Consider the following 13,960-nt stretch of genomic DNA (forward strand, 5'->3'; position numbering starts at 1 on the left):
AAACTGATATCTGTACGCATGTCCAGTACTCATGCTCAGTGGTTAGCTTTGCCCGTGATTTCCAACCCCTTCGAAGACCCGTTTTACTACCTGAAAAATTTCCGGCATGTGCTTGACTGGATCGCCGCGCGTTATGAGGACGTGCTGAGTGTCGACGAGCAGAGGTTTATCGCAGCTTTTGCCCAGTTGCCCGGCCCCTCGCAAGCGCTTTGGGTACGCATGATCATGCGCAAGGGCGAGCACTTCCGGGCTAACCGGCTCAATTACGCGGAAATCGGTGATACCGCATTGGCAGCGGCACCCTTGCTGGCCCTTGGCTGGCTGGATGATCAAGCGCCTTTAGCTTTGGTCGAGGTGTTTGATGTACTGCAAAAACCGGAAATTCTGGCCTGTTTCAGCGCCCGCATTGCGCAACCCAAGGGCAAGAAATCGGACTGGCTTGAGCAGTTGGCTGTTGACTATACCCAGCGGCAAAGCCTGGCCCAATGGCATCCCGGCCTTACCGAGCCGCTCTACACCCTTAACCACCGAGCCCTGTGTGATCGCCTGCGGTTGATGTTTTTTGGCAATCTCGGGCAGAGCTGGTCCGATTTGGTACTGGCCGACCTGGGCCTGTTTACCTATGAGAAGGTCGATTTCAGCCACGAGTCCCGTGCTCTGGGGTGCCGGGCCGATATTGAGGGTTATTTGCACCTCCATGCCTGCCGCGAGCAATTTGAGCTTAATGGTGATGCCGAGGCGGTGCTGCAACAGGTGCTCGACTACCAGGCCGCCAATCGCTGGCTGCAACGGCGCCGTGGGCGCCTGTTGTTTCAGCTGGGCCAGCATCTGGAGCGGGCAGGGGATTTGAACCGGGCGCTAGAGGTCTATCAGCAAAGCCGCCATCCCGAAGCGCGCCAGCGCAGCATTCGCGTGCTCGAACGTCAGGAGCACCATGCACTGGCGTTGAAGCTGGCCGAAGACGCGCAACAGGCCCCACTGACTGATGCCGAGCTTCAGCATCTGCGACGAATCATCCCGCGATTGCGACGCAAGCTGGGTTTGGCGCCATTGCCCGCTACCAGGGCCGTGGCTGCGGATCGGCTTGACTTGAGCCTGCCACAGGGCGAAGCGATCTGCGTGGAGCTAAAGGTAGCCGCGCATTTGCACCGCACTGCGGAGCCTGTGCATTACGTGGAAAACACGCTGGTCAACGGGCTGTTCGGTTTGCTGTGCTGGCCGGCGATTTTTGCGCCTTTGCCGGGGGCATTTTTTCACCCTTATCAAAGTGGTCCGGCTGACTTGTTCGAAGAGGACTTCTATCAGCAACGTGCCGACAGGTTCGAGGCTTGCCTGGCGCAGCTGGATGATGGTCGTTACCTGGCCACTATCCTGGACACCTATGCCGCCAAGTTCGGTGTGCAATCGAATTTCGTGGCCTGGAATTCCCTGAGTCAGGAGCTGCTGGAAGAGGCGCTGCTGTGTTTGCCACCCGCGCATTTGAAACTTTGGTTCCGGCGCCTGTTGCTGGATATCAGGGCCAATCGCAGCGGCATGCCCGACCTGATCCAGTTTTTCGCGGCGCAAAAAACCTACCGCATGATCGAGGTCAAAGGCCCGGGTGACCGCCTGCAGGACAACCAGCTGCGCTGGCTGGCCTTTTGCGAAGAGCACCGGATGCCGGTGACCGTATGCTACGTGCAATGGCAGGAGCCGCAGGGGTGAGTTATCGCGTGGCAGTGCGTGCCTTGTGTGAGTTCACCGCCAAGGCTGGTGATCTGGACTTGCGTTTTACCCCTTCGCCTACGGCCCAGCAGGGGATAGCCGGGCATCGCACGGTTGCCTCCCGGCGCAGTGCCGGGTATCAGGCAGAGCTGAGCCTGGAAGGCCAGTTCGGCGCGCTGACCGTACGTGGCAGGGCAGACGGCTATGACTGCGTCGCCAATGTGCTGGAAGAGGTGAAAACCTTCCGTGGCGATTTCGGCGCAATACCTGCCAATCACCGTGACTTGCACTGGGCTCAGGCCCGCGTCTACGGCTGGTTGTTGTGCCAGAGCCTGCAACTGCCACAGGTTGACCTGGCGCTGGTGTATTTCGACATCGTCAGTGAAAAGGAGTACCGCCTGCAGGAAACCTGGTCAGCGACTGATTTACAGCGCTTTTTCGAACAGCAATGCGGGTTGTTTCTGGCCTGGGCCGAGCAGGAGCTGGCTCATCGTCAGGCCCGCGATGCCGCCGCCCGTGCCCTGGCGTTTCCCCACACGCAGTTTCGTAGCGGGCAGCGGTCATTGGCCGAAGCGGTGTACAAAACCGTCAGCACCGGGCGCTGCCTGATGGCCCAGGCACCCACCGGGATCGGCAAGACCATCGGCACCCTGTTTCCGTTGCTTAAGGCCATGCCCGGCCAGCAGCTCGACAAGCTGCTGTTTCTGACGGCCAAGACGCCGGGGCGCAAGCTGGCCCTGGATGCGGCACAGGTGCTCTATCCCCGGGAGCAGCACGCAGTATTGCGGGTGCTGGAGCTGGTGGCACGGGACAAGGCTTGTGAATACCCGCAAAACGCCTGCAATGGCGATTCCTGCCCTCTGGCCAAGGGCTTCTACGATCGTTTGCCCGCTGCGCGAATGGCTGCAGTCGCCCGATCCCCCCTCGATCAACAGACCCTGCGCAGCGTCGCACTTGACCACCAGGTGTGCCCTTATTACCTGAGTCAGGAGATGGCGCGCTGGGCTGATCTGGTGATCGCCGATTACAACTACTACTTCGACTTCAGTGCATTGCTCTACGGTCTGGCCCAGGCCAATCAGTGGACAGTCGCGACCCTGGTGGACGAAGCCCATAACCTGGTGGAGCGGGCACGGGGGATGTACAGCGCAAGCCTCGATCAGCAGACCCTCAACAGCCTGCTACGCACGGTCCCGGTAACGCTGGACAAGCCTTTCAAACGCCTGAACCGCGAATGGAATGCCTTGCACAAGGAGCAGGCGGGCCCCTATCAGGTTTATCCGCAACTGCCGGCTAAATGGCTGAATGCCTTGTCTGCCTGCATCACCGCCATCGGTGACTACCTGAACGATCATCCCCAGGGCCTGGCGGGCAATTTGCAGGCGTTCTACTTTGAAGCCTTGCAGTTCAACCGGGTGGCGGAGCTGTTCGACGGCAATTATTTATTCGATGTCAGCCTGCGTGAAAACGGCAAGCGACGCCTGTCGCAGCTCAACCTGCGCAACATTGTACCCGCCGGTTTTATCGGGCCGCGCCTGGCCAGTGCCCGTAGCAATGTACTGTTTTCGGCCACCCTGAGCCCGCAAACTTATTACAGCAACTTGCTGGGCTTGCCTGCAGATACGCTGTGGATGGACGTTGAATCGCCATTCAGGGCCGAACAACTTGATGTGCAGGTGGTTAGCCGGATTTCGACCCGATTTGTGCATCGGCAGGCTTCGTTGGAGCCGATAGTGCAACTGATTGCCGCTCAGTACCAGCAGCGCCCAGGCAACTACCTGGCGTTTTTCAGCAGTTTTGACTACCTGCAACAGGTTGCCGAGTTGCTGGCCGAGCGCCACCCGCAGGTGCCGCAGTGGCTGCAGGCACGGGGAATGGATGAGCACGCCCGCCAGGGCTTTCTAGACCAGTTCACCCTGAGCAGTCAGGGTATCGGCTTTGCCGTGCTCGGTGGCGCATTCGCTGAAGGCATTGATTTGCCGGGTGCGCGCTTGATCGGCGCGTTTGTCGCGACCCTGGGGCTGGCCCAGTTCAATCCGGTCAATGAACAGATCAAACAACGCATGGGCGCATTGTTTGGCGCCGGTTACGACTACACCTACCTTTACCCGGGGGTGCAAAAGGTGGTGCAGGCCGCCGGGCGGGTGATTCGTACACAGAGCGATCAGGGCACGCTGTTTCTTATCGATGACCGCTTTGCCGAGCCGAAGGTGCAGCAGTTGCTACCGCGCTGGTGGCGGCTGGACTGAACGATACCTCTACAAACCCCAGCCCTGTCCCGGCGGGAGAGGGTGAGGGCAGGGGGCGCATGTCAGTCGCGGTAAAACACTTGCACCAGGTGGTAGCCGAACTTGCTCTTGACCGGGCCATGCACCACTCGCAGCGGTTTTTTGAAGATGATCTGGTCGATAATGCCAACCATCTGCCCGGGCCGCACTTCGCCCAGATCGCCGCCGCGTTTGCCTGAGGGGCAGGTAGAGAATTTTTTCGCCAGCACATCGAAGGCTTCGCCCTTGGCAATGCGTTGCTTGAGCGATTCGGCTTCTTCGGCGGTTTTCACCAGGATATGGCGGGCTTGAGCTTTCATGTGATCTGTACCTTGGAACAGTGGGGCATAGTGCGCGGGCGCGGATTATGCCTGAGTTTTTGCCTGCGGGGAGTGATGACGCGGCAGGTACAGGCACACCCGCGTGCCTTGCCCGCTTTGGCTGCTGATGCTGACATGGCCGCCAGACTGCTGGGCAAAGCCGTAGATCATCGACAAGCCGAGCCCGGTACCCTGGCCCACCGGCTTGGTGGTGAAGAAGGGGTCAAACGCCTTGGCAAGGGTTTGCGGGCTCATGCCCGTGCCATTGTCGCTGACTTCAAGCATCACGTAGTCGCCAGAGCTGACGGACTCCAGGGTGCCAAGATCACTGGCATCCAGGTATTGATTGGCGGTCTTGACCAGCAGGGTGCCACCGTCGGGCATGGCGTCGCGAGCATTGATCATCAGGTTGAGCAGGGCACTTTCAAGCTGGCCAGTGTCGGTATTGATGGGCCAGATGTTTTGCCCCAGTTCCAGGACCAGGTCAATCTGCGAACCCTTAGTGCTGCTGAACAATGCTTGCAGTGAACGCACCAGTTGATTGGGGTCCAGCGGCCTGCGGTCCAGTGACTGGCGGCGGGAGAATGTCAGCAGGCGGTTGGTCAGTGCGGCAGCGCGTTGCGCCGAGTTGACCGCGGCATCGGCAAAACGCTCAACCTCGTCAATGCGCCCGGCGGCGATATACCGCTTCATCAAGTCCAGGCTGGCGATGATCCCGGTAAGCATATTGTTGAAATCGTGGGCAATGCCGCCGGTCAGTTGGCCTACAGCCTCCATTTTTTGCCCGTGGCGCAGGGCTTCTTCGGCCCGTGCCCGCTCGAGGATCTCGCACTGCAATTGCAGGTTGGCCTCGGCCAGCGCCCGGGTGCGTTCGGCAACGCGTTGCTCAAGGGTTTCGTTAAGCTCAAGCAGAGCTTGTTCGGTGGCAGTGGCCTGCAGACGCTGGCGGCGCCTTGAACTCTTGATTGCCATGGTCGTTCCCGGGTTTGAATCTGTGAGTCAGTGTATGTAATGCCGAATACCGGCTCAAGGCTATCAGCCTTGCTGCAAGGTGCGGTCTTGACCGTTCGACTAAGGTCGAATGAGGCTTGAGCTTAGCCTTTCGTACAATTGCGCCCCTTTTTTTGATTGAGGACGCTGGCTGTAATGCCGGGCGTACCTGCGATCGTTTTCACCTTGCCAATGATTGGCTGCTGGAGCTTGTACATGGTTCATCCTTTTTCATTGTTGGCGCACCGCCAGGTTACCCGCCTGGGCGCGCTGGCAATGTGTGCCGGCTTTGCCGCACCGTCACAGGCCGGCGGTTTTCTTGAAGACAGCAGCGCCAAACTGGAAGCGCGTACGGTGTACTTCAACCGTGATTTTCGCGATGGCAGCAGCTCAAACCCCCAGGGTGCTTCCAAGCGCGATGAAACCGCGCAGGGCTTTATCCTCAACCTGCAATCGGGCTATACCGAAGGCACTGTCGGTTTTGGCCTCGATGCACTGGGCATGCTGGGCCTGAAACTGGACTCCAGCCCTGCTGACAGCAATAGCGGCCTGTTGCCTTCGACCGGCAGCGACCCGCGTCGTTCCAAGGACCAGTACGCAAAATTTGGCCTCACGGCGAAAATGCGCGTATCCGATACCGTGCTCAAGTATGGCGCGCTGCTGCCTGACCTGCCGCTGCTCAAGTATAACGATGGTCGCCTGCTGCCGAACATGTTCAACGGCGCCATGCTGGTGTCTCAGGAAATCAAGGGGCTCAAAGTCATGGCCTCGCGCCTTGACCGCTACACCGCACGGGATTCCACCGACTCCCAGGACCTGCGCCTGAACTGCAAGAACAAGCGGTATGGCTGCAACATCACCGCCGACCACTTCAGCATGTATGGCCTGGATTACAAGGTTAACGAGCGTCTGACTGCGCAGTACCACTACGGTGAATTGCAGGACATCTACCGTCAGCAGTTTGTCGGTTTGCTGGCCAGCCAGCCGGTCGGCCCTGGTGTGTTGTCGGCCGATGTTCGCTTGCTTAAAAGTGATGATTCGGGTTCAGCCAAAGCTGGCAATATCGACAACCGCGCATTGGGCGCCATGCTCGGGTATTCGCTGGGCGGGCACAAGGTCAGTGCCGGCTGGCAGCGCATGAACGGCGATACCTCGATGCCGTACCTGGATGGCAGCAACCCGTACCTGGTCAACTACCTGCAGGTCAACGACTTTGCCAATGCCCAGGAGCGTTCGTGGCAACTGCGTTACGACTACGACTTCAAAGCCATTGGCATTGACGGCCTGTCGTTCCTGACCCGTTATGTCAATGGCGACCATATCAAGGTGGTCGGCAGCAGCGAAGAGGGCAAGGAATGGGAGCGTGACAGCGAGCTGAAATACATCGTGCAGAGCGGTACGTTCAAGGACGTCAGCCTGCGCTTGCGCAATGCGACCTACCGCACCAACTACTCCCAGTTTGCCCGCGATGTGGATGAGACCCGCTTGATCGTCAGCTATAACCTGTCGATCTGGTAAGGGCTGTAGTCGCTGAGGAGCGAAGCGATGCTGCGATGGGTTGCGCAGCGACCCTGAAATCTTGAAGGTCCTGCGGCCCTTATCGCAGCCTCGCTTCGCTCCTCAGCGACTACAACGGTTACAGCAGCTGCGCACGATAGGGCAGGTCCGGGCCGGTTTTGCTGCAGGTGAGTGCTGCAGCCCGGCTGGCAAAGTCGAGCAGGGCGTCCAGTTGCAACGCACTCAGGTCCTGTACACCTTCGATCGAGTCCAGTTGATGCTCGGTCAGCCAGGCAATCACCGCGGCCTGGAAGGTATCGCCCGCACCCACGGTATCGGCCACTTTCACCAGGCTTGCCGGCACCGAACGCTGGCCATGTTCGCGGCTGAGCACACTGGCGCCCTGGCTGCCACGGGTCAAAAACACCAACTGGCAACGATGGTTGAGCCATGACTGGGCAATCTGCTGCGCGTCTTGCCCCGGGTACAACAGCTCCAGATCTTCATCACTGACCTTGATCACATCGGCGTAGGGGATCAGTTCCTTGATCCGCTGGCGCCAGCGGTCGATATCCGGCTCGGGATTGAGCCGCACATTGGGGTCAAGGCTGATCAGCCGTTTCCCGCTCTCGCGCTTGACCAGGCCCAGCAGGGTATCGCCTACCGGCTGCACTACCAGCGAAAATGAACCCACATGCAAGCCCCGCACCTCAGGCCCCAGTACCGGCAGGTGACGGGCGTGCAATTGCCGGTCGGCGCAGCCCTCACCGCGAAAGCTGTAGGCGGGCGAACCGTTGCTATCCAGGGCGACCATGGCCAGTGTCGTGGGCGCGTCCAGATCATGCAGGTAGCGTGGGCTGACGCCTTCGTTGAGCAGTACCTGTTTCAGCCGCCGGCCCAGGTAGTCGGTCGAAAGGCCGGCAAACAGTGCCGTTTCGACGCCCAGGCGGCGCAGACCCACGGCTACGTTGAAGGGTGAGCCGCCCGCAATGGCCTTGAAGTCCACCTGGCCCGTCGCCGTGTTCTCGGGCGACTGGGCAAAAAAATCGAATAAGGCCTCTCCGCAAACCAGATACATAACATTCACTCGGTTAAGGCTGCGACCTGTAGTCGGTAGCGTTGATAGAAGTGTTCGTAGGCCCGTACGTTATCGGCCACGGGCCAGGTTTCGCCAGCAGGATCAAGGCGAACGCAGCGCTGGCACAGCTCACTGAGTGTCAGCGAGCCTGCACCCAGGCACCAGGCTGCCTGAATCGCCGCGCCCAGTGCAGCGGCTTCGCTTTGCTCGGTGCAGACCACCGGGGTGGCCATGATGTCGGCCACCATCTGGCGCCACAAGGGGCTTTTCGAACCGCCGCCCACCAGCCGGATGGTGCGGCTTTGCAGGCCATTGCGGCGCAACAGATCCAGCCCGTAGCGCAACCCCCAGGTGGTGCCTTCCATGGCCGCACGGCACAGATTGGCCCGGGTCAGGTTACCTGCGGTCAGCCCCTGAAAACTGCCCGTGGCATCGGGCAAGGCAGGCACCCGTTCGCCGTTGAGGAAAGGCAGCATGCTGACCCCATCGGCCCCCACGGGGGCCTGGCTGGCCAACTGGTTGAAGGCCTCCAGTGACAGACCGAACAGCTCGCGTACGGCTGCAGTGACATTGGTCAGGTTGAGGGTACAAATCAGCGGCAACCAGCCACCGCTGCTGGAACAGAAGCAAGCTAGCGCGGCATCGGGGCTGACCTGTGGTTGCGGCGCAAAGGCATACACAGTGCCCGACGAGCCCAGGCTCATGGTGATGATTCCCGGTTCGATATTGCCGGTGCCGATCGCTGCCATCATGTTGTCGCCACCCCCACTGGATACGACGGCTTTGGGGTTCAGGCCCAGTAACTTGGCGATCTGCGGGCGGATGCGCCCGACTGGCTGGCGCGGCTCGATCAGCTCGGGCAAGGCCCGCTCCAGGTGGCCGTCGGGGTCAATGTGACGCAGCAGCTCGCGGTCCCACTGGAGGGTGCGCACATTGAAATAACCGGTGCCGGACGCATCACCGTATTCGCTGCAACAGCGGCCTGTGAGCCAGTAATTAAGGTAGTCGTGGGGCAACAGGATATGGGCCGTGCGCGCCAACACCTGCGGATGATGATTTTTCGTCCACAGTAGCTTGGAGACCGTATAACCCGGTGCGATGACCAGACCCAGCCGCTCCAGGGAGCCGGCCTCGCCGCCCAGCCATTGCAACAGCTGGCTGTTTTCGTCATTTGATTCGGTGTCACACCACAGCTTGGCCGGGCGCAAGACTTCGCCTTGGCTGTCCAGCAGCACCAGCCCGTGTTGCTGGCCCGACACGCCGATGCCCTGAATCTGTTGGCCGCTGATGCCGGCTTGCACCAGGGCCTGGCGGGTAGCGTCTTGCAGTGCGTGCAGCCATTGCCCGGGGTCCTGCTCACGCCGCCCCTGTGCGTCCTGGATCAGCGTGTGTGCGGCGCTGCCCAGCCCCAGCACCTGGCCGGACTCGCTGTCGAGGATCAGGGCCTTGGTGCCCTGGGTGCCGCAATCGATGCCCAGATATAAGTGGGTAGTGGTCATGGGAACCTGCTTTTAACCAGATCAAAAGCCCCTCACCCGAATGGAGAGGGAACTGATTGGGGATAGCTGTGCGCTTGTATCTACCCCCCAGCCCTCCGGGGGTCGGTTCAACTATGCAGCAAATTTTCCAGGGTTTTACTCACCCCGGCATCACGCAAGCTGTTCAGGCACCACTCGAACGCGGCCACAAACTCGGCAGACCGGGGAATGGCGCTGCCAAACACCTCTTCAACGCTTAGTAAGCGCTGTACGATCAGCGCGTCATCGGCCACCAGCGCCTGACAAAATGCAGCCCGTGGATCGGGAATGGCATAGATCTGGCCATTTTCATCGACGCCCTTGAGGTACAAGGCCCAGGCCGCTACCACCAGGGCCGCTCGCTTGAGCTCAGCGCCGTCGGCGATCAGGCGGTTGATGGTCGGCACAGTGAACTTCGGAAGTTTCGAGGAGCCGTCCGAGCACACCCGCTCCAGCTGGTCGGCGATGGCCTGGTTGGAAAAACGCTGCACCAGGGTGTTTTTGTACGCCTCAAGATCGATCCCCGGTACCGGTGCCAGTTGCGCAGTCACGTCCTTGTCCATGTAGGCGCGCATATAGGCCACAAACAGCGGGTCGTTCATGGTTTCGTGAACAAACCGATAGCCCTTGAGGAACCCCAGGTAGGTCAACGCCAGATGGCTGCCATTGAGCAGTTTGATTTTCATTTCTTCGTAGGGCGTGACGTCATCGGTGAGTTGCACGCCCACGGTTTCCCAGGCCGGACGGCCGTCGGCAAACTTGTCTTCGAGTACCCACTGGATAAACGGTTCGCACACCACTGGCCAGGCGTCGTCTATGCCCAGTTCATCGTGCAGTTGCAGGCGATGGGCGTTGCTGGTCATGGGCGTGATGCGGTCCACCATCGCATTGGGGAAGCTGACATGGGCGCCGATCCAGTCATGCAGGCCGATATCGCTCAGCGCGGCAAAGGCCAGCAATGCCTTGCGGGCCACGGCGCCGTTGTGGGGCAGGTTATCGCAGGACATCAGGGTAAAGGCCCGGGTGCCATTGGCCCGGCGTCTGGCCAGGGCGGCGCAAAGCACGCCGAATACGGACCGGGGTGAATCAGGGTGGGCAAGGTCATGCTGGATTTGTGGCAGTGCCGACATAAATTCGCCGCTGCTGTCATCGATGCAATAACCGCCTTCAGTGATGGTCAGCGAAACAATGCGAATCCCCGGGCTGGCGAGCTTTTCGATCACTGCCTGGATGCTGTCTTCAGCCAGCAGCATATCGCTGATCGAGCCGATGATACGGCTTTGCGTGTCGTCGCCGTCGCCCAGTTCGAACAGGGTATAGAGGTAGTCCTGGCTGGCCAGGTCATCACGCACTTTGCGGTCTTCGTCGCGCAGGCCGATGCCGCAAATGCTCCAGTCCAGATCGCGGCCGCGGTTCATCAGCGCATCGGTATAGAACGCCTGGTGGGCACGATGAAAGCCGCCCACTCCGATATGGGCGATGCCATGCCGGGTTTGGCTGGCAAGGTAGGCTGGCTTGGCTACTTTGTCGGTGAGACTGGCGAGGTTACGGCGATCAAGTTTCATGGGTGCAATCTCGGTCAATTAGGCAGCTGCGCGCAATGGGCGGGTGAGGGCCAGCCCGTCAGCATCGAATAAATGGCAATGTTCACTGTCCAGGTGCAACTGCAGCTGTTCGCCATAACGGCTGGCCATATCGCCGCGGATGCGCAGGGTCAGCGGTTCGCCGCAGGCGGTAATCACATGGCAGTAGGTGTCACTGCCCAGGCGTTCGCCGACATCGGCGGTGACGGTCAGCGCGCATTCGCCGGGCTTGGCCAGGTTCAAGTGTTCAGGCCGGATGCCCAGGGTGACCGGGCTGCCCGTGCTTAGCGACGGGCCGCTGAGGGGCAGCTGGATGCGCGTACCGGCATCTAGCTCGACCTCACAACTTTGCGCATCCAGGCGGCTGACCCGACCTTTGAGAAAGCCCATTTTCGGCGTGCCCAGAAAACCCGCGACAAACAGATTGGCCGGCTGGTGATACAAATCCAGCGGCGAGCCAACCTGCTCGATTCTGCCGCCATTGAGCACCACCACCTTGTCGGCCAGGGTCATGGCCTCGACCTGGTCGTGTGTCACGTAAATCATCGTTGCCTGAAGCTCCTGGTGCAAGCGCGCCAGTTCCAGGCGCATTTGCACCCGCAGTGCCGCGTCGAGGTTGGACAACGGTTCATCGAACAGGAAGATCTTGGGGTTGCGCACAATCGCCCGGCCTATGGCCACGCGCTGACGCTGGCCACCCGAAAGGTGTTTGGGCTTGCGCTCAAGCAAAGGCCCCAGTTCAAGAATGCGTGCGGCTTCATTGACCTTTTTTTCCACCTCGGTCTTGGGCACGCCCGCCAGATCCAGGGCAAAGGACATGTTTTTCCGTACGCTCATGTGCGGGTAAAGGGCGTACGTCTGGAACACCATGGCCAGGTCACGCTTGGCCGGGCTGACTTCGGTGATGTCGCGCCCGTCCAGCTCGATGGTGCCGTCAGTCACTTCCTCAAGCCCGGCAATCAGGCGCAGCAGGGTGGATTTGCCGCAGCCCGACGGCCCGACAAAGACCACGAATTCACGGTCGTTCACCTCAAGATCAATGCCTTTGATGATCGAGAAGCCTTCAAAACCCTTTTGCAAATTTTTGATTTTCAGGTTGGCCATGACGGGCCTCCAATCAGTGTTTTTATTTGACTGCGCCGAAGGACAAGCCCCGTACCAACTGCTTCTGGCTGATCCAGCCAAAAATCAGGATCGGTGCACAGGCCAGGGTCGAAACGGCAGACAACTTGGCCCAGAACAGACCTTCGGGGCTGGAGTAGGACGCGATGAGGGCGGTTAGCGGTGCGGCGCTGGAAGAGGTCAGGTTGAGTGACCAGAACGCTTCGTTCCAGCACAGGATCAGCGACAGCAGCAGGGTCGACGCCAGGCCGCCCTTGCTGATGGGCAGCAGCACGCGAATTACTTCTTGCCACAGGCTGGCGCCGTCCAGGCGGGCGGCCTCGAGGATGTCCCTGGGGATGTCCTTGAAGTAGGTGTAAATCATCCACACCACGATCGGCAGGTTGATCAGGGTGTAGATGATGATCAGCGCCGCCCGTGTGTCCAGCAGGCCAAAACTCTTGGCCAGCAGATAAATGGGCATCAGCACGCCCACGGGCGGCAGCATTTTGGTGGAGAGCATCCACAGCAGCGTGCCCTTGGTGCGTTTGGTCTCGTAGAACGCCATCGAATAAGCCGCGGGAATGGCGATCAGCATGCACAGGGCCGTGGCGGTGAACGAAATCACCACAGAGTTCCAGGCGAAGTGAAAATAACCGCTGCGTTGTTCGATATGCAGGTAGTTCTCCAGCGTGGGGGTAAAGATGAACTGTGGCGGTGTGGCGAAGGCGTCAAGTTCGGTTTTAAAGCTGGTCAGGACCATCCAGAAGATCGGAAAAAAAATCAGGATGGCGATGGCCCAGGCCAGGGTGCCCAGCAGCAGGCTTTGCAGGCGGCGCGATTGTTGAAGTGTCATCACTGAGCCCTCACGGCTTGTCTGTCAGGTTTTTGCCGAGCATGCGCACCAGAATGATGGCGGCAATATTGGCGATGACCACGGCGATCAACCCGCCAGCCGAGGCCATGCCCACATCGAACTGCACCAGCGCCTGGTTGTAGATCAGGTACGCCAGGTTGGTGGATGCATAGCCGGGGCCGCCGTTGGTGGTGGTAAAAATCTCGGCGAACACCGAGAGCAAAAAGATCGTTTCGATCATCACCACCACGGCGATGGGGCGAGCCAGATGGGGCAATGTCAGGTGCCAGAAAATAGCGATGGGCCCGGCCCCGTCCAGACGCGCAGCTTCTTTTTGCTCCTGGTCGAGGGACTGCATGGCGGTCATCAGGATCAGGATTGCGAACGGCAGCCATTGCCACGACACAATGATGATGATCGACAGCAGCGGGTAGTGCGCCAGCCAGTCCACCGGCTGGGCACCGAACAGCTTCCAGACCGCAGCCAGCACGCCGGACACCGGATGAAAAATCAGGTTTTTCCAGATCAGTGCGCCGACGGTGGGCATGATGAAAAACGGCGAGATCAACAGCACCCGTACGATGCCGCGGCCCATGAATTCGCTGGCTTCGAGCAGGGCACTGATCAGCACGCCGAGCACCACGCTGATCAGCAGCACGCTGCCCACCAGCAGCAATGTGTTGGTTGCGCCGGGCAGGAAGCCTGAATCGGTGAGGAAGTAGGTGAAGTTCTCCAGCCCTACGAACTGGTTTTCACCGGGATAGAGCAGGTTGTAGCGAATCAGTGAGAAGTACAGGGTCATGCCCAGTGGCACGATCATCCACAGCAGCAACAGCGCCACTGAAGGCGTGACCAGCAACCAGCCGGGGTTGAACAGACGCGCACGCCGCGCCGCTGGCGGGGCGTCGAGCGCTGCAATAACAGTCGAAGACGTCATCGTGAGTACACCTCAATTGCTTTGTGTGGGAGCGAGCCTGCTCGCGAAGGAGCCGGTACGGTTTTCGCGAGCAGACTCGCTCCCTCAGGCCAAGGTTTGCCGGTGGCAGT

General features: G+C 60.0%; 10 protein-coding genes and 1 pseudogene. 3 read left to right on the plus strand and 8 right to left on the minus strand.

Translation table 11 applies throughout. The annotated features are described in order from the left end of the window. Window positions 1–18: 18 nt before the first annotated feature. Both CJU81_RS04455 and CJU81_RS04460 read left to right on the plus strand, forming a co-directional pair. Complete coding sequence (locus tag CJU81_RS04455) at window positions 19–1,704, plus strand: VRR-NUC domain-containing protein (RefSeq protein ID WP_095035657.1); 1,686 nt, start codon at window positions 19–21, stop codon at window positions 1,702–1,704. After that, a complete protein-coding gene (locus CJU81_RS04460) occupies window positions 1,701–3,953 on the plus strand; it encodes an ATP-dependent DNA helicase (protein WP_095035658.1) in 2,253 nt (750 codons plus the stop codon). Before CJU81_RS04455 ends, CJU81_RS04460 begins: the two co-directional genes overlap by 4 nt. 62 nt (window positions 3,954–4,015) lie before the next feature. Here the strand turns inward: CJU81_RS04460 and CJU81_RS04465 are convergent, their stop codons facing one another. Both CJU81_RS04465 and CJU81_RS04470 read right to left on the minus strand, forming a co-directional pair. Next, window positions 4,016–4,291 carry a peptidylprolyl isomerase gene (locus CJU81_RS04465; protein ID WP_083369510.1) on the minus strand — a complete coding sequence of 92 codons (276 nt, stop codon included), beginning with the start codon at window positions 4,289–4,291 and terminating at the stop codon, window positions 4,016–4,018. A 72-nt stretch (window positions 4,292–4,363) separates the two neighbouring features. Further along, window positions 4,364–5,215, minus strand: a pseudogene (locus tag CJU81_RS04470) (sensor histidine kinase); the annotation flags it as partial. 282 nt (window positions 5,216–5,497) lie between these two features. Here CJU81_RS04470 and CJU81_RS04475 point away from each other — a divergent pair. Beyond that, entirely contained in the window at window positions 5,498–6,799 is a 1,302-nt protein-coding gene (locus CJU81_RS04475; protein WP_095035659.1) for an OprD family porin, read from the plus strand. A 118-nt stretch (window positions 6,800–6,917) separates the two neighbouring features. On the opposite strand, the gene CJU81_RS04480 is transcribed toward CJU81_RS04475, so the two are convergent. From CJU81_RS04480 to CJU81_RS04505, 6 genes are all read right to left on the minus strand, one after another. Next, a complete protein-coding gene (locus CJU81_RS04480) occupies window positions 6,918–7,856 on the minus strand; it encodes a carbohydrate kinase family protein (protein WP_095035660.1) in 939 nt (312 codons plus the stop codon). A gap of 5 nt (window positions 7,857–7,861) precedes the next feature. Further along, window positions 7,862–9,355 (minus strand): xylulokinase, encoded by a 1,494-nt coding sequence (gene xylB, locus CJU81_RS04485; RefSeq protein ID WP_095035661.1) that lies wholly within the window; start codon window positions 9,353–9,355, stop codon window positions 7,862–7,864. A gap of 107 nt (window positions 9,356–9,462) precedes the next feature. Continuing rightward, entirely contained in the window at window positions 9,463–10,938 is a 1,476-nt protein-coding gene (locus CJU81_RS04490) for a mannitol dehydrogenase family protein (protein WP_095035662.1), read from the minus strand. 18 nt (window positions 10,939–10,956) lie between these two features. Further along, a complete protein-coding gene (locus tag CJU81_RS04495; RefSeq protein ID WP_095035663.1) occupies window positions 10,957–12,060 on the minus strand; it encodes an ABC transporter ATP-binding protein in 1,104 nt (367 codons plus the stop codon). Window positions 12,061–12,082: 22 nt separating this feature from the next. Further along, window positions 12,083–12,916, minus strand: coding sequence for a carbohydrate ABC transporter permease (locus CJU81_RS04500; RefSeq protein ID WP_095035664.1), 834 nt, complete (start codon window positions 12,914–12,916; stop codon window positions 12,083–12,085). Between the two features lie 7 nt (window positions 12,917–12,923). Next, a complete protein-coding gene (locus tag CJU81_RS04505; RefSeq protein ID WP_095035665.1) occupies window positions 12,924–13,850 on the minus strand; it encodes a carbohydrate ABC transporter permease in 927 nt (308 codons plus the stop codon). Window positions 13,851–13,960: the final 110 nt, after the last annotated feature.

Source organism: Pseudomonas fragi (assembly GCF_002269505.1).
In the GTDB taxonomy this organism is placed as follows: Bacteria; Pseudomonadota; Gammaproteobacteria; order Pseudomonadales; family Pseudomonadaceae; genus Aquipseudomonas; species Aquipseudomonas fragi_D.